General features: G+C 66.4%; 18 protein-coding genes, 1 rRNA gene and 1 riboswitch. Of the genes, 10 read left to right on the top strand and 9 right to left on the bottom strand.

The window, feature by feature from the left end; genetic code table 11:
- Together G3N64_RS32145 and nadE are read left to right on the top strand one after the other, a co-directional pair.
- On the top strand, window positions 1-578 hold a 578-nt coding region (locus G3N64_RS32145), incomplete at its 5' end, for a DMT family transporter (protein WP_205787768.1).
- Between the two features lie 241 nt (window positions 579-819).
- Window positions 820-1,668: an ammonia-dependent NAD(+) synthetase gene (nadE, locus tag G3N64_RS32140; RefSeq protein ID WP_085042524.1), complete on the top strand. Its 849-nt coding sequence runs from the start codon at window positions 820-822 to the stop codon at window positions 1,666-1,668.
- 75 nt (window positions 1,669-1,743) lie between these two features.
- Here nadE and G3N64_RS32135 read toward each other — a convergent pair whose 3' ends face one another.
- The 3 genes from G3N64_RS32135 to G3N64_RS32125 form a co-directional block, all read right to left on the bottom strand.
- Window positions 1,744-3,420 carry a peptidase S1 gene (locus G3N64_RS32135; protein ID WP_205787767.1) on the bottom strand — a complete coding sequence of 559 codons (1,677 nt, stop codon included), beginning with the start codon at window positions 3,418-3,420 and terminating at the stop codon, window positions 1,744-1,746.
- 75 nt (window positions 3,421-3,495) lie between these two features.
- Window positions 3,496-5,100 (bottom strand): S53 family peptidase, encoded by a 1,605-nt coding sequence (locus G3N64_RS32130; protein WP_205787766.1) that lies wholly within the window; start codon window positions 5,098-5,100, stop codon window positions 3,496-3,498.
- Window positions 5,101-5,348: 248 nt separating this feature from the next.
- Window positions 5,349-5,975, bottom strand: coding sequence for a LysE family translocator (locus G3N64_RS32125; protein ID WP_205787765.1), 627 nt, complete (start codon window positions 5,973-5,975; stop codon window positions 5,349-5,351).
- Window positions 5,976-6,109: 134 nt separating this feature from the next.
- Here G3N64_RS32125 and G3N64_RS32120 point away from each other — a divergent pair, with 134 nt between their 5' ends.
- On the top strand, window positions 6,110-6,574 hold the full coding sequence (locus tag G3N64_RS32120; RefSeq protein WP_011353982.1) for an Lrp/AsnC family transcriptional regulator: 465 nt from the start codon (window positions 6,110-6,112) through the stop codon (window positions 6,572-6,574).
- A gap of 126 nt (window positions 6,575-6,700) precedes the next feature.
- Here the strand turns inward: G3N64_RS32120 and G3N64_RS32115 are convergent, their stop codons facing one another.
- Window positions 6,701-7,612 carry a LysR family transcriptional regulator gene (locus G3N64_RS32115; protein ID WP_043181461.1) on the bottom strand — a complete coding sequence of 304 codons (912 nt, stop codon included), beginning with the start codon at window positions 7,610-7,612 and terminating at the stop codon, window positions 6,701-6,703.
- 139 nt (window positions 7,613-7,751) lie between these two features.
- Here G3N64_RS32115 and speB point away from each other — a divergent pair, with 139 nt between their 5' ends.
- The 3 genes from speB (at window position 7,752) to G3N64_RS32100 (ending at window position 11,760) form a co-directional block, all read left to right on the top strand.
- Window positions 7,752-8,708, top strand: coding sequence for an agmatinase (gene speB, locus G3N64_RS32110; protein ID WP_205787764.1), 957 nt, complete (start codon window positions 7,752-7,754; stop codon window positions 8,706-8,708).
- Between the two features lie 55 nt (window positions 8,709-8,763).
- Window positions 8,764-10,089 carry an MFS transporter gene (locus G3N64_RS32105; RefSeq protein WP_205787763.1) on the top strand — a complete coding sequence of 442 codons (1,326 nt, stop codon included), beginning with the start codon at window positions 8,764-8,766 and terminating at the stop codon, window positions 10,087-10,089.
- Window positions 10,090-10,257: 168 nt separating this feature from the next.
- On the top strand, window positions 10,258-11,760 hold the full coding sequence (locus G3N64_RS32100; RefSeq protein ID WP_205787762.1) for a cytosine permease: 1,503 nt from the start codon (window positions 10,258-10,260) through the stop codon (window positions 11,758-11,760).
- 101 nt (window positions 11,761-11,861) lie between these two features.
- On the opposite strand, the gene metE is transcribed toward G3N64_RS32100, so the two are convergent.
- On the bottom strand, window positions 11,862-14,156 hold the full coding sequence (gene metE, locus G3N64_RS32095) for a 5-methyltetrahydropteroyltriglutamate--homocysteine S-methyltransferase (protein WP_205787761.1): 2,295 nt from the start codon (window positions 14,154-14,156) through the stop codon (window positions 11,862-11,864).
- A gap of 127 nt (window positions 14,157-14,283) precedes the next feature.
- Between metE and G3N64_RS32090 the strand changes: the two genes are divergently transcribed.
- A complete protein-coding gene (locus tag G3N64_RS32090; RefSeq protein ID WP_085042537.1) occupies window positions 14,284-15,192 on the top strand; it encodes a LysR family transcriptional regulator in 909 nt (302 codons plus the stop codon).
- A 22-nt stretch (window positions 15,193-15,214) separates the two neighbouring features.
- Here G3N64_RS32090 and G3N64_RS32085 read toward each other — a convergent pair whose 3' ends face one another.
- Window positions 15,215-15,937, bottom strand: coding sequence for a CbtA family protein (locus G3N64_RS32085; RefSeq protein WP_205787760.1), 723 nt, complete (start codon window positions 15,935-15,937; stop codon window positions 15,215-15,217).
- A 13-nt stretch (window positions 15,938-15,950) separates the two neighbouring features.
- Complete coding sequence (locus G3N64_RS32080) at window positions 15,951-16,160, bottom strand: CbtB-domain containing protein (protein ID WP_006488502.1); 210 nt, start codon at window positions 16,158-16,160, stop codon at window positions 15,951-15,953.
- A 32-nt stretch (window positions 16,161-16,192) separates the two neighbouring features.
- Window positions 16,193-16,335, bottom strand: a riboswitch (cobalamin riboswitch).
- Window positions 16,336-16,380: 45 nt separating this feature from the next.
- Between G3N64_RS32080 and G3N64_RS32075 the strand changes: the two genes are divergently transcribed.
- The 3 genes from G3N64_RS32075 (at window position 16,381) to G3N64_RS32065 (ending at window position 19,851) form a co-directional block, all read left to right on the top strand.
- Window positions 16,381-16,968: a histidine phosphatase family protein gene (locus G3N64_RS32075; protein ID WP_205787759.1), complete on the top strand. Its 588-nt coding sequence runs from the start codon at window positions 16,381-16,383 to the stop codon at window positions 16,966-16,968.
- A gap of 191 nt (window positions 16,969-17,159) precedes the next feature.
- Window positions 17,160-18,752 carry an inorganic phosphate transporter gene (locus G3N64_RS32070; protein WP_205787758.1) on the top strand — a complete coding sequence of 531 codons (1,593 nt, stop codon included), beginning with the start codon at window positions 17,160-17,162 and terminating at the stop codon, window positions 18,750-18,752.
- Window positions 18,753-19,107: 355 nt separating this feature from the next.
- On the top strand, window positions 19,108-19,851 hold the full coding sequence (locus G3N64_RS32065; RefSeq protein ID WP_205787757.1) for a 2OG-Fe(II) oxygenase: 744 nt from the start codon (window positions 19,108-19,110) through the stop codon (window positions 19,849-19,851).
- Between the two features lie 276 nt (window positions 19,852-20,127).
- On the opposite strand, the gene G3N64_RS32060 is transcribed toward G3N64_RS32065, so the two are convergent.
- Together G3N64_RS32060 and rrf are read right to left on the bottom strand one after the other, a co-directional pair.
- A complete protein-coding gene (locus G3N64_RS32060) occupies window positions 20,128-21,552 on the bottom strand; it encodes a DHA2 family efflux MFS transporter permease subunit (RefSeq protein WP_205787756.1) in 1,425 nt (474 codons plus the stop codon).
- Between the two features lie 565 nt (window positions 21,553-22,117).
- Window positions 22,118-22,230 (bottom strand): 5S ribosomal RNA (rrf, locus tag G3N64_RS32055).
- Window positions 22,231-22,233: the final 3 nt, after the last annotated feature.

Here is a 22,233-nt window from a genome sequence, read left to right as displayed (position 1 = left end):
CGCTGCAGCCGCTCGCCACCGCCGTGCTCGCCGTCCCGCTGTTCAACGAGCGCCTGCCCGCGCGCGGCTGGCTCGGGATGGCGCTCGGGCTCGCCGGCGTCGCGCTCGTGCTGGCGCCGAAGGTCATCGGCGGTGTCGCGCCGCCGCCGGGCGCCGCGCCTGCGTGGCTCGTCGTCGCCGTCTCGGTCCTCGCGGTCGGGTCGATCACCGCCGGCTCGCTGTACCAGAAAGGCAAGCTCGCGCGAAGCGACCTGCGCACGGCAGTTGCGATCCAGAACTTCGGTGCGGCCATCGTCGCGGCCCTCTTCGTCGCGCTGCTGCACGAGACGCGCTGGATCGGCGCGCCGGCGCTGTGGGTGTCGCTCGTATGGGGTGTCGTGTTCCTGTCCGGCGGCGCGGTCACGATGCTGATGTGGATGCTGCGGCGCGGCAACGCCGCGCGCGCGACGTCGCTGCTGTTCCTCGCGCCGCCGCTGGCCGCGCTGCAGGGCTACTGGCTGTTCGGCGAGACACTCGCGGCGATCCAGCTCGCCGGCTTCGCGCTCGCGCTGGTGGGCGTCGTGCTCGCGCGGCGCTGACGCGCCCGCCCGTCTGCGCACTCATGGGGCCGTACAAACGCCGGCCGCCCCGCGCATCGAATGCCGGCGCGCGAACCCCCGTCGCTCGGCATCCTGCACCCGCCCGGCGCACCGTGCACCACGGCGATGCAGCCCGTCTCGCCGAAGCAACGCGAAATCGCCGGATCGCACGCCCGGCGCGGCACCGCGCCGCGATTGCGCTTATGATGGGCGCCTCGAATTTCGTTCCGGAACTCCCTTCATGACATCCGCCGATTACGCCAGCCGCCAACGCGCGATCATTGCCGAACTGAACGTTGCCCCGCACTTCGACGCCGAGGCCGAAATCGCCCGCCGCGTCGAGTTCCTCGCGCAATACCTGCGTTCGACCGGCCTGCGGACCTACGTGCTCGGCATCAGCGGCGGCGTCGATTCGTCGACGGCCGGCCGGCTCGCACAGCTTTCGGTCGAAAAGCTGCGCGCCGGCGGCTACGACGCCCGCTTCATCGCCATGCGCTTGCCGAACGGCGTGCAGAACGACGAAGCCGATGCACAGCGCGCGCTCGCGTTCGTGCGCGCGGACGAGGAACTGACCGTCAACGTGAAGCCGGCCGCCGACGCGATGCTCGGCGCACTGGTCGCGTCCGGCCATGCGTTCGAGACGCCGGCCCAGCAGGACTTCGTGCATGGCAACGTCAAGGCGCGCGAGCGCATGATCGCGCAGTACGCGGTGGCCGGCGCGCGGCGCGGCATCGTGATCGGCACCGATCACGCAGCCGAGTCGCTGATGGGTTTCTTCACGAAGTTCGGTGACGGCGGCGCGGACATCCTGCCGCTCGCGGGGCTGAACAAGCGTCGCGTGCGCGCGGTGGCCCGTGCGCTCGGCGGCGAGGAACTGATCGTGATGAAGGTGCCGACGGCCGACCTCGAGGAACTGCGCCCGCTGCGTCCCGACGAACACGCGTACGGCGTCACCTACGACGAGATCGACGATTTCCTCGAAGGCAAGCGCGTCGCCGACAACGTGTACGAAACGGTGCTGCGCTTCTACGATGCTTCGCGCCACAAGCGCGCGCTGCCGTACACGCCGTTCGACTGGCCGACTGCATAAGCCGGCCGCCCAGGCCGGACAATACCGCCGCGCGCACCGTCACGGCTGCGCGCGGCGCCCTGCCGACGGGCTCCGCTACGCGTGCCCGCCCGTCTTCGACGCCTGCAGTGCGCGAATCCGCATCCGCGCGCCGGTATCGCTGACCGTCGCGTCGTACATCGTCGCGAGATCGCGCTTGAGCGCGGTGCGCGAACCACCGTCGAGATACACCATGTGCCCCGACGGATAGAAACGCGCGGACAGGTTCTGCCGCACCTTCTGATCCTCGAGCGGCATCTGCTGCAGGTCGATCACGGTCTGGTAGAAAGGCGTGACGAAATCGTAGAAGCCGTTCGCCGACAGCACCTTCAGGTCGACGTTCAGCGCCATCACCGCGGCGAGATCGCCGGCCGTATAGAGGATCACGTTCCCCTGCGCATCGATGCCCTGCTGCGCGCCGGTCGGATCGATGTGGCTGAAATCCCAGTTCTGGAACGCCTGGTCGTTCAGGTCGGTGAACGCGGAATTCGACGTGAACTTCAGCTGCTCGTTCAGGTAGCTGTTCCACATCGCCGTATAGACACCCGACACGGCCGTCATCGTCGGATCGTTGCCGCCCGAATTCGGGTCGATCTTGCCGGCGATGCCCGACGAGATCCCGGTCACGCGGCCGTCGTACGAACCGAGCGCGAGGCCCTGTGCCTGCAGCAGCGTCGTCAGGAACAGCGAATTGCCGCGCGCGTTGTAACCCGCGATGTCGAGCCCCCAGGTCTGCAGCGTCGCCGTGTCGATACCCGTATAGTCGGACAGCTTCTTCACGGCGGCCGGGTCGGCATGCGGCACGGTGCGCAACGCGGTCAGGTAGTCGGTGCGCGCGAACTGCGCGACTTCCTCGACGAACGCGCCGAGATCGGTCGGCGCCGGCGTGACGCCGAGTTTCTTGTGATACCACGCATCGGCCGCCGCGGTCGGCAGCGCGCCGACCGGGTTGCCGGCCTGCCGGTAGTCGAGGATCGACGATTGCAGCGTGACGCCGTTCAGGTCGACGCCGTCCTCGTGCAGTTTGTACGCGAGCACGCAGCTGCGCGCGGTGCCGTACGATTCGCCGAACAGGTATTTCGGTGAATTCCAGCGGTTGTTCTTCGTCAGGTAGCGCTTGATGAACTGCTTCAGCGAATCCGCATCCTGGTCGACGCCCCAGAAGTTGCGGTTCTTGTTCGGCGCGACGGCCGCCGAATAGCCGGTACCGACCGGGTTGATGAACACCAGGTCGCTGTGGTCGATCATGCTGTCCGGGTTGTCTTCCATCTGGTACGGCGCGGGCGGCGTGAACCCCGGCATCGACGTCTTGATGCGCTTCGGCGCGAACGAGCCCAGCAGCACGAACACCGACGACGAGCCCGGCCCGCCGTTATAGAAGAACGTCACGGGCCGCGTTTCTTCCTTCGCGCCGTCGGCCGTGAATGCGACGTAGAAGATCTTCGCGGCCGGCTGCGAACTGCTCGGATCGACCGTCACGAGGTGGCCGGCCGTCGCCGTGTAGGCGATGCGCGTCCCGTCGATCAGGATCGTGTGATGCGTGATCGCGGCCGCCTCGGTCGTATCGGTCACCGAGTCGTCGGGGCCGTTGCCGTATGCAACCGGATCGAAGAATGGCAGGTCGCGGCCGTGGCTGAGCGCGACCGGGTTGACGGTCGGCGGCACGCCATGCGAATTGTGGTCGCCGTGATGCAGCGGATACACGCCGCCGGAAGATGCGGAATCGATGCCCATCGTGCTGCTCCTGGAGGTGAGAAAAAGGCGCGGGCCGGAAGCCCGCGCCATACGGAAAGCCGTGTACCGCGGCCGTCAGCTCGACGGCTTGCGCGTCAGGATCGCCGCGAGCTGCGCACCGTTCGGGCTGCCGAGGCCCGTGCACGCATCCCAGCCCTGCGCGGCCGCATACGTGCCGTTCGAGCCCTTCGTGATGTCGCGCAGCGCACCCGGGTTCCTGTAGAGCACCGGGTTGATCCAGCCGGCGGCCGCCCCGCCCGCCGTGCTCGCCGTTGCATTGATCCGCGCGACCAGCGCGGCCCACAGCGGCGCGACCGCGCTCGTGCCGCCCATCACCGTGGCCGTGCCCGCGATCGACACTTCGTAGCCCGTCTGCGGCGACGCATCGCCGGCGACGTCCGGCACGCCGCGCTTCGCGAGCGGTGTGCTGCTGCCATCGGCGCGCGCGACGGTCAGCCCCTGCTGCCACGCCGGCAGGTCGAACAGCGTGCTGACACCGCCCCCGCCCGCGCCGCCGCCGGCCGCGTCGTCGTTCCACGTGACCTCGCTGCGAATGCCCTGCCCGGGCAGCGCGTCGAGCTGCGTGCCGCCGCAGCCGAGCACGTACGGGCTCGATGCGGGGAAGTCGACATGATCGGCGCCGTCCTGCAGCCCGTCGCCCGAGCCGCTGTCGCCGGATGCCGCGCACACCGTGATGCCCTGTGCGGCAGCCGCCTGCAGCACGCGGTTGAACGCCTGCGCGGACTGCGCCTGCCAGATCGCCTCCGGGCCGCCCCAACTGATCGAGATCACCGACGGCTTGTTGGTCGTGTCGCTGACGGCCGCGTTGACGGCCTGGATGAAGCCCGCGTCGCTGTTCGGCGCGAAGTAGACGGCGATCTTCGCGGCCGGCGCGATCGCGCCGGCGATCTCGATGTCGAGCGCGACTTCGCCGTCCGGGCCGCTCGGGTCGCCGGTCGGCGTGTTGCGGCCGGTACCGACGTTCACGTCGACGAGCGTCGGCGGCGTCTTGATGCCGAGCCCGCGGAAATACTGCTGGATGTCGGCCGCGCGGTAGCCGCCGCCGAGCTCGACGATCGCGATGCACTGCCCGGCACCGTCACCGGCCGGGAAGCCGTACAGCGATGCCAGCTGGATCGGGGTGAACGTGACGCCCGCCGGGCCGCCGCGCGCGGGCTTGAACGGCGGTCGCAGCCGGAAGTGCGGCCGCGCCTGCGGACGGCTGTCGAGGCCGAGCACGGCCGTGACGGCGTCGCCGAGATCGTCGGGCAGCGCGATCGGGCCGGAGCGGCCGCGATACTGGCCGATCGACTGATGCTCGAAGCGTTCGAGCTTGACGCTGAACGCGGCTTCGAACTGCTGGATCGTGCCGGACAGCACGACGACGCTTTCAACGGGATCGACGCGATCGACCGTCAGCTGGTGGCGACGCGCGAAGTCCTCGGCCTTGCGAATGTCGTCGGGATTGGCGGAAAAACGTTGCGCGAAGGTTTCGCGCGACACCGGTTTCGCTTGCGCGTCGCCGGTGGCGAGCTGGTGAAGCAGCGTATCGAGTTGCCCTTCTTCCTGCCGCCGCAACATGATCGTGACGTGGATGCGTTCTGCCGGATCGCACGGGCCGAGACACTTGGACTCGGCGACGATTCGGGGTTCACGGTCGGCGTGAAGATGCCTTGCCATGTTCAGACCCTCCTTGGTACCGCGTTGCACGGAACAGCCAGGAAATCGGACAGGGCCGGCGGGAGACGGTTCCGTTCGGTCGGTCGGGTTCGCGCAGCGCGAAGCAACAGGGAGTTTAGAACAGTCAGACGATTTGCGCGCACGTCCTTCTGCGACGGGGCGCACGCGCGGGCCGGCGTTGCGCGCGGCCCTCATCCGGTGCGGCGTCGCGCCGCGCGACCCGCGCCGGCGCGATGCCGCATCGGCACTCAGTCCATCGACAGGCGCAGCGCAAAGCCGATCAGCGCCGCGGAAAACGTCCAGCGCTGCACCGTCTGCGCGAGCGGATGCGCACGCATCCACGCGGCGATCCGCGACGCGCCGAACACGCATGCGAGGTCGAAGCACACGCCGGCCGCCACCAGCAGCGCGCCCAGCTCGAACATCTGCAGCACGACCGGCCCGGCCTCGGGACGCACGAACTGCGGCAGCAGCACCGAGCAGAACAGCAGCGCCTTCGGGTTCAGCAGGTTGGTGAGCAAGCCCTTCACGAACGACTGGCGCAGCTCGCCCGCCGCGGCCGCCGCATCGCCGTCGCCGAGCGCGAACACGGGCGAACGGAACACCTGGATCGCGACATAGGCGAGATAGAGCGCGCCGCCGTAGCGGATCACTTCGTACAGCCACGGCGCGCTGCGGATCAGCGCCGCGACGCCGCAGGCAGACAGCGTCACGTGCACGGTGCGCGCCAGCGACAGGCCGGCCGCCGCCGCCATCCCCGGCCGCACGCCGCGACCGATGCTGGTCTGCAGCACCAGCGCCATGTCCGGCCCCGGCACCGCATAGATGGCCGCCAGCGCGGCGAGATAAATCAACAGCAAATGCGTGGAAATCATGGTCTGCCCCTGTCCTCTTACGGCGATATGTTGCCGCCAGAGTGCGAGGGATTACTGGCCATCTTTCGTTCCGGATTGGCGATCAGTAGGGGAATCCGCCACAATTCAAGAATCTGAAAAAGGATTCCGCCAACATGACTGAACTCGACAAGACCGACCGCGCCATTCTTGCCGCGGTGCAGCGCGACGGCCGCCTGCCGATCGCCCGCCTCGCCGATACCGTGGGCCTCTCCGAGACGCCTTGCGCGCGGCGCCTGAAGCGCCTCGAAAACGACGGCTACATCGAGCGCTACCGCGCGCAGCTGTCGCGCCAGGCGCTCGGCTTCGGCGTCGTTGCGTTCGTGCTCGTGCGGTTCGCGACGCACGACCGCAAGACCGCCGACCGCTTCGAGCGGGAAGTGCTCGGCATCGAGCGGATCCTGGCGTGCCACAACGTGGCGGGCACCGCCGACTATCTGCTGCAGGTGGTGGCGCGCGATCTCGACGACTACGGCACGTTCCTGCGCGAATCGCTGCGGATGCTGCCGGGCGTGACGTCGATCGAATCGGCGCTGTCGCTGCGCGAGGTCAAGCATGACGCGGGGCTGCCGGTGCCGTGATGCCGGCGGGCGGACGGCACACCCAAGCCGAACCCGACGCCCGGTTCGTCACTTCGACGCCGATCGATGTGGGCCATGCCGGGCCGCGCAGCCCCAACACTCGTTCACATTGTCGAGGCCGGCGGCCTACGCGATGTCCGGCGGCTGGTGCGCGCGTTCGAGATCCTCGAGAAAGGCTTCCACGAGCGGATTGCCACGCCCGTTGCGCGCGACGACCATGTGGAACGTCACGTCGTAGCGCAGTTGCTCCGGATTGAGCGGCGTGAGCAGCCCCTGCGCGACGTACGGCGCCGCGAAGTGCTGCGGCAGGTAACCGAGGTGGTGGCCGGACAGGATCAGCAGCGCGACGGCCTCCATGTTGTCGGCGGTCGCCGTCACGCGGTCGGGCGTCGTCGACATCTGCGCTTCGGGCAGCGGATACGAGCGCCACGCCCATTCGAAGCCCGCGACGTCGGCCGGCGTCAGCGCGCCGGCGCCGTCGAACAGCGGATGGCCGCGCCCGCAGTACGCGACCTGACGCTCGATGAACAGCGGCGTGTAGTGCAGCGACGGCACGCGGTGCCAGAAGTAGCCGACCGCGATCTGGATCTCGTCGCTCAGCAGCTTCTCCTCGAGATCGCCCGGCGCGCGCACGGAGATCGAGAAACGCACGGCCTCGTCGCGTGTGCGGAACGCGGCGATCGCTTCGGCGATCCGCGCGTTCTGGCTCACCGGCGTATGGCCGATCAGGCCGATGTGCAGCGTGCCGACCAGTTGGCGGTCCATGTGCCGCGCGGCCATCCCGAATTCGTCGAGCGCCGCGAGCAGCTTGCGGCTCATCGCGTGGAACCGCTCGCCCTTCGGGGTGAGCCGGAAACCGCTGCGGCCGCGCTCGCAGAGCCGGTAGCCGAGCCGCGTCTCGAGCGACGAAAGCTGCGCGCTGATCGTCGACTGCCCGACGTTCAGCACGGCCTGCGCGGCCGATACGCCGCCCGCGTCCGTGACCGCGAGAAACACGCGGATCAACCGCAGATCGAGGGTCGACAGATTCCCCAGCACATTCATCCCCTTCCATACATCGATGGAAATCGATGTTTACGTCGATATCTTCGCATTCTTCTTTCCCGGCGGAGCGCGTAAAACTGTGCGACAAGCCGCGTCGCATGATACGGCAACCCCACATCGGAAGAGGCAGCCCATGAACGACCCCACCCATTTCCAACCGCTCGGCGGCAATGAAATGCCGCGCTGCGGCGGCATCGCGACGATGATGCGCCTGCCGCACGTGGCGAGCGCCGAAGGCCTCGACGCCTGTTTCGTCGGCGTGCCGTTCGATCTCGGCACCTCCAACCGCACCGGCGCACGCTTCGGCCCGCGCCAGATCCGCACCGAATCCGTGCTGCTGCGCCCGTACAACATGGCCACGCGCGCCGCACCGTTCGATTCGCTGCAGATCGCCGACATCGGCGACGTCGCGATCAATCCGTACAACCTGCACGATTCCATCGCGCGCATCGAAACCGCGTACGACGCGATCCTCGAGCACGACTGCAAGCCGATCACGCTCGGCGGCGACCATACGATCGCGCTGCCGATCCTGCGCGCAATCCACCGCAAGCACGGCAAGGTTGCATTGATCCACGTCGATGCACACGCCGACGTGAACGACACGATGATGGGCGAAAAGATCGCGCACGGCACGCCGTTCCGCCGCGCGGTCGAGGAAGGCCTGCTGCACGGCGACAAGGTCACGCAGATCGGCCTGCGCGGCACCGGCTACGCGGCCGAGGATTTCGACTGGTGCCGCGAGCAGGGCTTCCGCGTCGTCCAGGCCGAGGAATGCTGGAACAAGTCGCTCGCGCCGCTGATGGAAGAAGTGCGCGCACGCATCGGCGATACCCCCGTCTACATCAGCTTCGACATCGACGGCATCGACCCGGCCTACGCGCCGGGCACGGGCACGCCGGAAATCGCGGGCCTCACGGTGCCGCAGGCGCTCGAGATCATCCGCGGCGCGAAGGGGCTGAACATCGTCGGCTGCGATCTCGTCGAAGTCGCGCCGCCGTACGACCCGTTCGGCACCACGGCGCTGCTCGGCGCGAACCTCGCGTACGAGCTGCTGTGCGTGCTGCCGGGCGTCGCGTACCGCGACTGATCCCGGCACCGCCATCTATTCCAAATCAGAGGATTCCAGAGGAGCACGCACAAGGATGGGGACTTCCGTCAAACAACCGAAGCGGGCGGCGCTCGCTTCGTTCGTCGGCACCACGATCGAGTGGTACGACTTCTATAGCTACGCGACCGCCGCCGCCATCGTGTTCGGGCCGCTGTTCTTTCCCGGCGAAAACCGCTTCGTCAGCCTGCTCGCGTCGTTCGGCTCGTTCGCGGTCGGCTTCTTCGCGCGTCCGCTCGGCGGCGTGATGTTCGGCTACCTCGGCGACCGCTTCGGCCGCAAGCGTTCGCTGCTCGCGACGCTGATGCTGATGGCCGTGTCGACCGTCGCGATCGGCCTGCTGCCGACCCATGCGCAAGCCGGTGTGATTGCACCGGTCTTGCTCGTGCTGATGCGCGTGCTGCAAGGCATCGCGGTCGGCGGCGAATGGGGCGGCGCGGTGCTGCTCGCCGGCGAGCATGCGCCGGAAGGCAAGCGCACGTTCTTCGCATCGTTCGCGCAGTTGGGCAGCGCGAGCGGCCTGATCCTGTCGATGCTCGCGTTCGGCGCGATCAGCACACTGTCGAAGGAAGACATGATGAGCTGGGGCTGGCGCGTGCCGTTCCTGGCAAGTTCCGTACTGCTGATCGTCGGCTTCGTGATCCGTGCGAGCGTGTCGGAATCTCCCGAGTTCGAGGAAGTCAGGAAGAGCGGCAACATCGCGCAAAAACCGCTGCGAGAAGCGCTCAAGTACTGGCCGCTGCTGCTGCTCGCGATCGGCGCGAACGTGTACGGCATCGCCGGTGTGTATTTCAGCAACATCTTCATGATCAGCTATGCGACGCAGTTCCTGTCGCTCGACCGGTCGATGGTGCTGCATTGCATGACGATCGTCGCCGTGCTGCAATTCGTCGTGCAGCTCGCGGCCGCGTTCCTCGCGCAGCGCTTCGGCACCACGCGCGTGCTGCTGATCACCGGTGCATGGGCTGCGATCGTCCCGTTCGTCATGCTGCCGCTCGTGCACATGGGCACGCCGCTGTCGATCACGGTCGGCGTCGGCCTCGCGACGCTCGCGGAATCGGGCTACTACTCGGTGGTTGCAGGCTTCGTCAGCGGCATCTTCGTCGCACGCATCCGCTACACGGCGATCTCGATCGCGTATCAGGTGTGCGGCGCGCTCGCCGGCGGCCTCACGCCGCTCGTCGCGACCATCATCGCGCAGAACACCACGCCGCAGTGGTGGCCGCTCGCGCTCCAGTACACGAGCGCCGCAATCCTGTCGTCGCTGTGCGTGTGGCTGATCTCGCGCCGCGTGAGCATCGACGATGCGGACGCGGTGAACCGGAACGAAACGCCGCTGCCGCTCGGCGCGCGCACCGCGTAACGTCCCGCAACGGGCAGGCACCTCGCCTGCCCGTTTTTCGTTGTACGCCCCGGCGGTGCGTCGCACCGCCTCCCAGTCCCACCCTGTTCATCGCTTGCCACGACGGCGTCGCGGCGGGCCGGCGCACGCGGGCACCTGAACCGCGCGCGACCAAGGAGACAAGCCGTCATGAACCGCCCCGACACCTTCGATCTCGGCCGCACCGAATCGGCCGGCCTGGCGATCGAGCATCATTCGATCGACTACATTCCCGAACACGAGCGCCACGCGAAGCTCGCCAGCCAGGGCCCGTTCTGGTTCCTCGGCAACTTCCATTTCTTCACGATTTCGATCGGTTTCGTCGGGCCCGGCATGGGCCTGTCCGCGGGCTGGACGACACTCGCGGGTGCGCTCGGGATCATGTTCGGCACCCTCTTCATGGCGTTTCACGGCTCGCAGGGGCCCGAGATGGGCCTGCCGCAGATGATCCAGTCGCGCGCGCAGTTCGGCTATCGCGGCGTGATCGTTGCGCTGCTCGCGACGCTGTTCGTGTTCGTCGGCTTCAACGTCGTCAACGTATCGCTGATGGTCGACGGCGTGCACAACGTATTCGGGATCGACGGCGGCTTCGTCGCCGTCGCGGCTGTGACAACGGGCGCGCTGCTCGCCATCTACGGCCATGACCTGATGCATCGGACTTTCACGTGGGCGCTGATCGCGACACTGCCGCTCTATGCACTCGTAACGCTCGCACTTGCGTTCGGCCATGCGACGCCGGCACCCGCCACCGTTGCACCGGTTGCCGCTCCGGGCTTCAACTGGATCGCGTTCGCAACGCAATTCGCGATCGCCGCGAGCTACAACATTTCGTATGCGCCGTATGTGTCGGACTATTCGCGCTATCTGCCGAAAGACACGAGCCGCGCGAAGCTGATCGCGGTGATCTTCGCCGGTGCGTCGCTGTCGGGCACCTGGATGATCGGCCTCGGCGCGTGGCTCGCGCAGAAACTGCACGCGGCCGATGCGCTGGTCGCGATGAACGACGTCGGCACGTCGCTCATGCCGGGTCTCGGCAAGCTGATCGCGATCGTGTCGCTGCTCGGCTTCCTGCCGATCATCGCGCTCAACGCGTACAGCGCGATGCTGACCGTACTGACCGCCGCCGATTCGATCGTGCCGATCCGGCCGACCCGCCGCGCGCGCGTCGCATCGATCGTCGCGATCAGCACGTTCGTGCTCGCCTGCGTATTCGCGATCCGCGGCAACGGCATCGCACTGCTGCAAACGTTCCTGACGCTGATGCTCTACTTCCTCGTGCCGTGGACCGCAGTGAATCTCGTCGACTATTTCTTCGTGCGCCGCGGCCACTATGCGATCGCGCACTTCTTCATGCCGAACGGGCTCTACGGCGCGTGGCAACCGCGCGGCATCGTCGCATATCTCGTCGGCTTCGCTGCGATGGTGCCGTTCTTCCATATCTTCGACGCCGAGGCGAGCCGCGAGATTTTCGTCGGCCCGTTCGCGCGGATGCTCGGCGGCGTGGATATCGCGTGGCTCGTCGGCCTGGTCGTCGCGGGTGCCGCGTACTGGCTGCTGTCACGGTCGCTCGACCTCGCACGCGAACGCCGCATCATTGCCGGGTCGCCTTCACCCGAGACGCCCGCAGGTACCGTCGCGCACGAGCGCGCGTGATCACGCACTGCCCGTGACACCGGGCCAGCCCGTCACGGAATGCGCCACGCCACCGGCCGCCCGATCGTCGATCGCGGTGGCCGGCACGCAACATTCACGCGTTATTGCACCTGGTTGCGCAGCGTCTTCGCGGCGGCGACCATGTTCGTCAGCGCCGGAATCACTTCCGCCCACTGGCGCGTCTTCAGGCCGCAATCCGGGTTCACCCACAGGCGTTCCGCCGGAATCCGTTCCGCCGCCTTCTTCATCAGGCCGACGATGTGTTCCTGCGTCGGGATGTTCGGCGAGTGAATGTCGTACACGCCGGGCCCGATCTCATTCGGATACCTGAAGGTGTCGAACGCATCGAGCAGCTCCATGTCCGAGCGCGACGTCTCGATCGTGATCACGTCCGCATCCATGTCGGCGATCGACGCGATGATGTCGTTGAACTCCGAATAGCACATGTGCGTGTGGATCTGCGTATCGTCCTGCACGCCGTTCGCGGCGATGCGGAACGATTCGACCGCCCACTTCAGGTACTCGCCCCATTGTGCACGGCGCAGCGGCAACCCTTCGCGCAGTGCGGCCTCGTCGATCTGGATCACGCGCACGCCGGCCTTCTCGAGATCGAGCACTTCGTCGCGGATCGCCAGCGCGAGCTGATAGCACGACACCGAGCGCGGCTGGTCGTCGCGCACGAACGACCAGTTCAGGATCGTCACGGGGCCGGTCAGCATCCCCTTCATCGGCTTGTTCGTCAGCGACTGCGCATACGCGATCCACTCGACCGTCATCGCCTTCGGGCGGCTGATGTCGCCGAACAGGATCGGCGGCTTCACGCAGCGCGAACCGTACGACTGCACCCAGCCGAACTGGCTGAACGCGTAGCCGTCGAGTTGCTCGCCGAAGTATTCGACCATGTCGTTGCGCTCGGCTTCGCCGTGCACGAGCACGTCGAGCTCCAGTGCTTCCTGCTCGCGCACGCTGCGTTCGATTTCAGCGTGCATCGCGGCCCGGTAGCCGGCGGCGTCCAACGCGCCGGCCTTGAACTGGCTGCGCGCGTGACGGATGGCGCCGGTCTGCGGGAACGAGCCGATCGTCGTCGTCGGGAATGCCGGCAGGTTCAGGCGTGCCGACTGCTTCGGCGCGCGCTGCGTATAGGGGCTCACGCGGTTGCCGAGCTGCGCGTCGATCCGTGCGATCGCGGCCTTCACCGCCGGGTTGTTCACGCGCGGCGAGTGACGACGCGAATGAATCGCGGCAGCGTTCGCGGCCAGCGCATCGGCCACCTTGTCGCGGCCTTCGTTCAGCGCGGTTGCAAGCACCTTCAGTTCGTCGAGCTTCTGTAGCGCGAACGCGAGCCACGAGCGGATATCCGCGTCGAGCTTCTCCTCGCTCGCAAGATCGACCGGTACGTGCAGCAGCGAGCACGACGGTGCGAGCCACAGGCGATCGCCCAGTTGCTTCGCGAGCGGCTCCAGCCAGTCGAGCGTCGCGTTCAGGTCCGTCTTCCAGATGTTGCGGCCGTTGATCGCGCCCACCGACAGCACGCGCTCGGCCGGCAGTTCACGCACCAGCGCGTCGACTTCGTCGCGTGCGTTGATCGCATCGACATGCAGGCCGTCGACCGACAGCGCGCTCGCGAGCGCCAGATTGTCCTGAAGCTGGCCGAAGTAAGTCGCGAGCAGCACCTTGACCCGGCGCGTTTCGAGCGCAGCGTATGCGGTCTTGAATGCTTGTTGCCATTCGGCGTCGAGTTCGGTGACGAGAATCGGTTCGTCGATCTGCACCCATTCGACGCCCTGCGCGGTCAGCGTATCCAGCAATGCGCCGTACACGGGCAGCAGCTTCGGCAGCAGCGCGAGGCGGTCGGAATCGTCCTTCGCCTTGCCGAGCCACAGGTACGTGACGGGGCCGAGGATCACCGGCTTCGCGGCCACGCCCTGCGCCTGCGCTTCCGCCAGTTGCTGAAGCAGGCGCGACGGGTCGAGCGAGAAGTTCGTGTCCGCGTGGAATTCCGGCACGATGTAGTGGTAGTTCGTATCGAACCACTTCGTCATTTCACCGGCCGCGACCCCGCCGCAGCACGCGGCATGCTCTTCCGCCGACTGTGCCGAACGGCCGCGCGCGACGCGGAAATAGTTGTCGAGCACATCGCCGTGGAAGCCCTGCACGCGCTTCGGCAGGTTGCCGAGCGTGAAGCTCATGTCGAGCACCTGGTCGTAGAACGCGAAGTCGCCGATCGGGGCAAGGTCCAGGTCGCGCTGGTCGTTCCAGTGACGCTGGCGCAGCTCGGCGCCAAGCGCCTTCAGCTCGTCGCGCGACGATTCGCCTTTCCAGTAGCGTTCGAGACCGAACTTGAGTTCGCGCTTCGCGCCAATGCGCGGAAAACCGAGGTTGTGTGTCGTGACCATGCGCTGTCGTCCAGAAGAAATTTGAAGATCCGGCAGCCATGATAGGGATTTCAAACCATGAAATAAAATGGCATTATTTCATTCATCCATTAAAATTGTTCATGTATCTGTTGCGCGAGCGCTATCCATGCTGGAACGATTCCATCTCGTCGTCATTCGTGAAGTCGAGCGTCAGGGCTCGCTGACCGCGGCCGCCAATGCGCTGCACCTCACACAATCGGCACTCAGCCATACCGTCCGGAAAATCGAGCAGCAGCTCGGCACGCCGATCTGGGATCGGGAGGGTCGCGGCCTGCGGCTCACGCAGGGCGGGCAGTATCTGCTGAAGCTGGCGAACCGGCTGCTGCCGCAGTTCGAACTCGCCGAGGAGCGGATGAAGCAGTACGCGAAGGGCGAGCGCGGCACGCTGCGTATCGGGATGGAGTGCCACCCGTGCTACCAGTGGCTGCTGAAGGTCGTGTCGCCGTACCTGTCGCGCTGGCCCGACGTCGACGTGGACGTGAAGCAGCGCTTCCAGTTCGGCGGCATCGGCGCGCTGTTCGGCTATGACATCGACGTGCTCGTGACGCCCGATCCGCTGAACAAGCCGGGCCTGCGCTTCGACCCTGTGTTCGACTACGAGCAGGTGCTGGTGGTCGCCGACTCGCACCGGTTCGCGAACGCCGACTACGTGACGCCCGAGCAGCTGACCGACGAGATCCTGATCACCTACCCGGTCGAAACCGACCGGCTCGACATCTACAACCAGTTCCTGACGCCGGCCGGCATCGTGCCGAGGCGGCACAAGTCGATCGAGACGACCGACATCATGCTGCAGATGGTGGCGAGCGGGCGCGGCGTGGCCGCGCTGCCGAGATGGCTTGCCGACGAATACGCGGACCGGATGCCGGTCGTGCCGGTCAAGCTCGGCAAGAAGGGAATTGCGAAGCAGATCTTCCTCGGCATCCGCGAGGCAGATGCGTCGATCGACTATCTGGCCGCGTTCGTCGCGCTGGCGCGCGAATCGACGTGGAGCGCGCCGCGCATGCTGCGCTAGGCGCGCCCGGTTCTCATGCGCGTCAGGCCGCGCGCATGCCGGCGCGTTCGCTGCGCTCGACCCACGCGCCGAACAGCAGGCCGATCGTCGTCCACATGATCACCTGCATACCGATGGCCGCCACGCGGAACTTCCACAGCAAGGCCGCCGGGAAATCGGCCGGCAACTCGCTGACCGACGGCAGCCCGATCTGCACGGCCGCGATGATCGCGACGAACACGAGCCCGGCGACGATCGACGCGTTCCACTGCCCGAGCTTCGCCAGCAGATGGCGGCGCACGCTGACCGAGAACACCATCGTCGCGACCGAGATCGCGATCATCAGGAAGAACAACCCCGTGCGATAGCCGATCGTGTCGGGGTCTCCAACCGATGGCGGATTGGCCGGGTACTTGATGTTCGGCACGATCACGAGCGCGACGAACGACGCCAGCGCGAGCCACGCAGCCAGCGGCCGTGCCGGGAGACGGCTGCCTCGCCCATACGCATACGCAAAGACCAGCGAGAACAGCCCGCCGAATGCTGCGCCGTAGGTCACGACGCCCGTCAGCAGACCGAGGCCGGCTTGCGTGTGGCGGCTGACCAGTTCGGGTTCCGGTGCTTCGCCTTGGGCGGCTTCGGTTTTTTCTTCGAAGGAGATTGCCTGATCGACTTGCGGTTCGCCGACGACTTTCGCGAAACCGAACGTGAGGAGGCCTGCGGCGATGCCTGCGAGCATCCCGCGCATGAGCAGCTTTCCGACCATCGTGACCTCCGCGTCAGTGGCAGGGGAAGCCGAGCAGATGGCGGCCGTCGTGGACGAACTCGTGGACGTACATGCCCGGCACGAGCGACGTCGCGCCTTGTTCCGCACCGACGAAATACAGTGCGAGCAACAGGATCAGGCCGACGAACACGGCCCACGGCAACAGTTCACGGACGGGGATGGGTGCCGGCACGACCGCCGGCTTCAGCACTGCTTCGCTCATGGATGCTCCTCAGGGGAATCGCGCCCCGAAAAATGTTGGATGGGTACGAAGGCAGGTCTGGCTTCCGGGATCATGGATCACCGGTTACAGTGGCGCGACCGCGCCGGAATTGCACCGGCTTCCGCGATTCGTATCGGGCGAATTGTACGCGCGAACGTTCGCGTATTGAAGCGGCGACAGGTGAACGAGCGCGTCCGTCCCGGATCATCCGAAAACCCACATGAACATGCATGCCTCGCTGCGCCTGATCGCACACGCCTCGACCCGGGCGATGCGCACCGGCACGTTTCCCGACGACGATCCGCTCGACGCGCACGGGCTCGCCGAAGCCGCGGCGCTGCGCGACCGGTGGCCGGGCATCGCGGGCTCGCTCGTGCTGTGCAGCCCGGCCCGCTGTGCGGTACAGACCGCCGATGCGCTCGGACTGCGCGCCGACATCGATGACGCACTGCGCGACATCGACTACCGGCACTGGCGCGGCAAGCGGCTGCACGATCTCGCGCGGGACTTGCCTGACGAACTGGGCGCGTGGATCGGCGATCCGTCCGCATCGCCGCACGGCGGCGAGTCGTTCGACGCAGCGATGCACCGCGTCGGTACATGGTTGAACGCGCTGCAACACGGCCGCGACATCGTCGCCATCACGCATGCACCGATCGTTCGCGCGGCGGTCGCGCATGCCCTTCGGATGGATCTCAAGGCGGTGAGCCGCATCGACGTCGCACCGTTGTCGTGCACGACGTTCGCTGCGTCGCCGCACGGATGGATGTTGATCACCGACGACGATCGCCGCGACACCGCCACATAGCCTCCTGCGCCGTTGCATTCGCAATATCGACCACGACGCAAGCCGACGTGTCGCTTCGTATCGCAATCGCAAGCGCATGGCGATGCTCACCTTACGTCGCTGTAAGACATGCCGTTCGTCCTCCCTGCTGTCATCAAACTGACTGCTAGCCGAAGCTAGGATTGGTCGCGGTTCCCTTGCGAGATACCGTCATGAATCAACCTGCTTCGTCCGCCCCGCACAATCCGGGCTCCGTCGAGCGCACCCGACAGATCGGCTATGCCGTGTTCCTGCTGGTGCTCGCGATCGGTGCGATCTACATCGCCACGCACCTGATCGACGATCTGTCGCCGATACGCGAAGGATCGCTGTTCCCGTACCTGATGCTCGGCGCCGCGCTGCTGATTGCGCTCGGCTTCGAGTTCGTCAACGGTTTCCACGACACCGCGAACGCGGTGGCCACCGTGATCTATACGCACTCGCTGACGCCGAACGTCGCGGTGATCTGGTCCGGCCTGTGGAACTTCCTCGGCGTGATGATCTCGAGCGGCGCCGTTGCGTTCGGCATCCTGCAACTGCTGCCGGTCGAGCTGATCCTGCAGGTCGGCAGCGGCGCGGGCTTCGCGATGGTGTTCGCACTGCTGATCGCCGCGATCGTGTGGAACCTCGCGACCTGGTATTTCGGATTGCCGTCGTCGAGCTCGCATACGCTGATCGGATCGATCATCGGCGTCGGGCTGATGAACCAGCTGCTGCACGGGCCGTCCGGCACGAGCGGCGTCGACTGGGGCCAGGCGCTCGGCGTCGGCAAGTCGCTGCTGTTCTCGCCGATCGTCGGCTTCCTGTGTGCATCGCTGCTGCTGCTCGTGCTGAAGGCCGTCGTGCGGATTCCGGAACTGTACAAGGCGCCGCCGAAGGACCAGCCGCCGCCGTTCTGGATTCGCTGCCTGCTGATCCTGACCTGCACGGGCGTGTCGTTCGCACACGGCTCGAACGACGGCCAGAAAGGGATGGGGCTCATCATGCTGATCCTGATCGGCACGGTGCCGACCGCCTATGCGCTGAACAAGGCCGTCACGCCGGCCGAGACGCAGACCTTCGTTGCGGTAGCGAACCAGGCGGCCGCGACGTTCGGGAAGTACGCGAACGGCGTCGCACCGTCCGCGAACCCGCGTGCCGACGTCGAGCTTTATGTCCAGCATCGCGAACTGACGCCGGCCGTGATCCCCGCCGTGCAGCAATTGTCCACGTCGCTCGCGACCGCGGTCGGCGCGTCGGGCTCGATGGCGGCCGTGCCGCAACCTGACGTCGACAACGTGCGCAACACGATGTATCTGGTGTCCGAAGCAATCCGCCTGATCGAGAAGTCCGGTCAGCCCGCGTTCGCCGCCGACGACAAGCTCGCGATCGACAACTATCGCAAGCAGCTCGACCACGCGACCAAGTTCATTCCGACCTGGGTGAAGGTTGCGGTCGCGATCGCACTGGGCCTCGGCACGATGGTCGGCTGGAAGCGGATCGTCGTGACCGTCGGCGAGAAAATCGGCAAGCAGCATCTGACGTACGGACAGGGTGCGTCGGCCGAGCTCGTCGCAATGCTCACGATCGGCGCGGCCGACGTGTACGGCTTGCCTGTGTCGACGACGCACGTGCTGTCGTCGGGCGTCGCGGGCACGATGGCCGCGAACGGATCGGGCTTGCAATGGGGCACGGTGCGCAGCCTCGTGCTGGCGTGGGTGCTGACGCTGCCGGCGTCGATCGTGCTTGCCGGCGGGCTCTATTGGCTGTTCCGGTCGGTGGCGTGACCGGGGATGCGGTGGGCGGCCGGCAGGAGCCGGCTGCCTGCTGGGAGGTATCCGGAATGCGGTGCGTGAGGCGGGTTCAGACTCGGTCCTCGACGTAGAACCGCCTGCTGTAGAAGACTCGCTTCTCCGCTTTTCCATTTCGACTCGTCAAGGCATCCGGTGCGTCCATGCCATCGCGAGCGCTCACCTTCCTCCTTTCCCGAATTGAAGCGCAAGATCTGGAGCGCGCCGGCGCAGGGACATCCGTAGACTGGGCTCATCAATATTTACCGTGGGCTCAACCGTGCGGACGACGTGGCCTAAGCCTTCCGCACGGCTGCATGGCGCCCCATTGCTGACGAACCGAGGTACGCCCGTGAACATTGCCGACCTGCAACCTGCCGTCGAATCGCTGAATATTGCGCAACGCGTCGACGCGATCGACTGGGCGACCGTCGCCGCCGATCTCGATCGCTACGGATGCGCGCGCGTGCCGGGCCTGATCCCGGCAAACGAGTGCGCGGCGCTCGCATCGCTCTATCCGCACGATGCGCTGTATCGCTCGCGTGTCGTGATGGCGCGGCACGGGTTCGGCTGCGGCGAATACAAGTATTTCGCGTACCCGCTCCCCGCGGTCATCGCGGAACTGCGTGCGACGATCTACCCGCATCTCGCGCCAATCGCGAATCGCTGGCACAAGGCACTCGGGATCGATGTCCGCTATCCGGCAGACCACGCGACCTTCCTCGATCGCTGCCACGCAGCGGGACAGACGCGACCGACGCCGCTGATCCTGCAATACGGTCCCGACGACTACAACTGTCTCCATCAGGACCTGTATGGCGAGCACGTCTTTCCGCTCCAGGTCGCAATTCTGCTGTCGGCTCCGGGCCGCGATTTCACAGGTGGGGAGTTCGTGCTGACGGAACAGCGTCCACGCATGCAGTCGCGCGCGGAAGTGGTGCCGCTGACGCAAGGCGACGCAGTCATCTTCGCCGTGCACGGCAGGCCCGTGCAGGGAACGCGCGGCGTCTATCGCGTCAACCTGCGCCACGGCGTCTGCCGGATTCGCAGCGGCCACCGTCATACGGTCGGCATCATCTTCCATGACGCCCAGTGACGGCGATCGAGACGAACACGACGCTGCGATGCCCCCCCGTCACGCAAGCGGATCCGCGCAGGCAATACCGCGCTTCTGACGTGCCAATCGCACGTTGTTGATCGCGGTTCTTCGCGAACGAGTATCACCGCGCGATCAGTTCACTCATCCGCCGTGACAGATGACCGTTTTCGCTTCCCGTCAGACCGTCGCCGCACGTCGGATCGACGTTCCAAGTGAGCGACAGGGAGCCCAGATACTCACCTGTCGCAGCACAAAGTCGGCGGGAGACCCGGCCTACCCGCGCGCCATATTTGCCCGCAGCCGGTCTCCCGCATCGGTGGCGAGCCGTGCGTAGCCCGGCAACGTCAGCAACGCGAGCACGCCTGCCCCGACGAACGCCCAGCGGAAGTCGTCGAGCACGTAGTGCATGCCGACCGCATCGCCACGCACCAACGCCGCGAGTCGCAGCGACAACGCACCGAACGCGATGCCCATCCCGATCGTCATCTGCTGCGCCGCACTCCACAGCGTGCTGGCCGCGCTTGTCTGCTGAGCCGGGATATCCGCATAGGCCAGCGTCGCGAGCGTCGTGAACTGCATCGACCGCGTCAGTCCGTAGACGAATACGACGAGCAGCGTGATCGCCAGCGGCGTCGATGCGGTCAGCCAGCCGCATGCGATCGTGAAGACGCCGACCATCGTCACGTCGACGAGCGCGACACGCCGGAAGCCGAAGCGGTCGAGAATCCACGACGTTCCCGCCTTCATCCCGAGATTGCCGAGCGCACTCGCGAGCAGCAGCAGGCCGGACTGGAACGGCGACAACCCGAAGCCGATCTGGAACAGCAGCGGCAACAGGTACGGCACGGCATTGATGGCCATCCGCGTGATCGAACCGGTGATCACCGTCACCGAGAACGTCGGCACCTTCAAGGTCGTGAAGTCGAGCAGCGGATGTGCGCAACGTCGCGCGTGCCACCATGCGGCCATGCCGAACAGCACACTTGCGCCCACCAGGACGGCCGCACGCGTAAAGTGAACGTCCTGCTGGCCGGCCGCTTCGGTGCCGATCAACAGACAGGTCAGCGCGCCCCCGGCGAGCACGAAACCAACCCAGTCGAGCGGCCGTTGCTCGTCGGCCCGCGTGTTCCGGACGATCAGCCAGGTGCAGACCAAGGCGGCAATGCCGAACGGGACGTTCAGCAGGAAGATCCATCGCCACGACGCATAGGTCGTAATGAAACCGCCGATCGGCGGCCCGACGACGGGCGCAACGATGCCCGGCCACGTGATCGTCGCGATCGCACGCATCAGCTTCGCCTTCTCGGTGCTGCGCACGACGATCATGCGCCCGACCGGTACCATCATCGCTCCGCCCACACCTTGCAGCAGGCGCGCAGCGGTGAACGTCACGACGCCCTCGGACAATCCACACAGCACCGATGCGCCGGTAAAGACGACGATTGCACTGGCGAACACCGTGCGCGAACCATAGCGGTCGGCGATCCAGCCGCTGATCGGGATGAACACCGCCAGCGCCAGCATGTAGGCCGTCATCCCGAGGCTCAGCGCGTTCGGCCCGACACCGAACGAGCGCGCCATTTGCGGCAGCGCGGTCGCAATCACGGTCGTGTCGAGGTACTCCATGAAAAACGTTGCGGCGACGAGATACGGCAAGAAGTCGGTCGTCCGACCACCTTGGGCAGGGTTGTCAGTCATGAACGGTGCGTGAGACGGAATACGAGGGACACCGACCGCCAGCGGGTGCCTGGAAGCGCCGGGAATCGGGACGAATGGCGATATTACCCCGAAGGGCTTACACCTCGCTCTGCCGGACATGTCGCGCGAATGGACTTTATGCGCATAGATTTCTGTGACGATTTGGGCCTGAGTTGGCGGCGGGGCGCCGACGATCACGTCGACGCAACGTGTCGGAGGATCGGTGGATGGTCCAGGAGGCCTTTCGCCTGGACGTATCAAATGTCAGCAATTTTCGATAAATGTCGCCCATCGTCAGCCATTACGACGCGATCCATAAATGGATCGACGTGAGATGTGCACTAATTGGAGGCCGATTTCGAGGCTGATCGATGTGGGGCTCAGCCGAGCGCGCCGGGAGATTCCAGTGGCGCCAAGCGGTAGATCGCACGAGAACGGTGGAGGCTTGAGCCGACGCATTCGACGCGCCTGTTCCGGCCAGGCCGGCCATCCCGATCCCCCATGCATTTCCGTCGCCGCAATGCAAAAACCCCCGCCTTTCGGGCGGGGGTTCTTGGCTAAGGGAGCCTGACGATTACCTACTTTCACACGGGAATCCGCACTATCATCGGCGTAGAGTCGTTTCACGGTCCTGTTCGGGATGGGAAGGGGTGGGACCGACTCGCTATGGTCATCAGGCAA

It is taken from the genome of Burkholderia sp. Ac-20344 (assembly GCF_017104975.1).
GTDB lineage: Bacteria > Pseudomonadota > Gammaproteobacteria > Burkholderiales > Burkholderiaceae > Burkholderia.
Note: the sequence above shows the minus strand (reverse complement) of the source record. Positions and strands in the feature narration are given on the sequence as shown.

Coding starts and splice junctions, on each gene's coding strand:
- G3N64_RS32105 (WP_205787763.1), top strand. CDS start 8,764: ATGGGGACTTCCGTCAAACAACCGAAGCGGGCGGCGCTCGCTTCGTTC.
- G3N64_RS32135 (WP_205787767.1), bottom strand. CDS start 3,420: ATGGGCATCGATTCCGCATCTTCCGGCGGCGTGTATCCGCTGCATCAC.
- G3N64_RS32125 (WP_205787765.1), bottom strand. CDS start 5,975: ATGATTTCCACGCATTTGCTGTTGATTTATCTCGCCGCGCTGGCGGCC.
- G3N64_RS32075 (WP_205787759.1), top strand. CDS start 16,381: ATGAACATGCATGCCTCGCTGCGCCTGATCGCACACGCCTCGACCCGG.
- G3N64_RS32130 (WP_205787766.1), bottom strand. CDS start 5,100: ATGGCAAGGCATCTTCACGCCGACCGTGAACCCCGAATCGTCGCCGAG.
- G3N64_RS32080 (WP_006488502.1), bottom strand. CDS start 16,160: ATGAGCGAAGCAGTGCTGAAGCCGGCGGTCGTGCCGGCACCCATCCCC.
- G3N64_RS32060 (WP_205787756.1), bottom strand. CDS start 21,552: ATGACTGACAACCCTGCCCAAGGTGGTCGGACGACCGACTTCTTGCCG.
- G3N64_RS32100 (WP_205787762.1), top strand. CDS start 10,258: ATGAACCGCCCCGACACCTTCGATCTCGGCCGCACCGAATCGGCCGGC.
- G3N64_RS32090 (WP_085042537.1), top strand. CDS start 14,284: ATGCTGGAACGATTCCATCTCGTCGTCATTCGTGAAGTCGAGCGTCAG.
- G3N64_RS32120 (WP_011353982.1), top strand. CDS start 6,110: ATGACTGAACTCGACAAGACCGACCGCGCCATTCTTGCCGCGGTGCAG.
- nadE (WP_085042524.1), top strand. CDS start 820: ATGACATCCGCCGATTACGCCAGCCGCCAACGCGCGATCATTGCCGAA.
- G3N64_RS32085 (WP_205787760.1), bottom strand. CDS start 15,937: ATGGTCGGAAAGCTGCTCATGCGCGGGATGCTCGCAGGCATCGCCGCA.
- speB (WP_205787764.1), top strand. CDS start 7,752: ATGAACGACCCCACCCATTTCCAACCGCTCGGCGGCAATGAAATGCCG.
- G3N64_RS32070 (WP_205787758.1), top strand. CDS start 17,160: ATGAATCAACCTGCTTCGTCCGCCCCGCACAATCCGGGCTCCGTCGAG.
- metE (WP_205787761.1), bottom strand. CDS start 14,156: ATGGTCACGACACACAACCTCGGTTTTCCGCGCATTGGCGCGAAGCGC.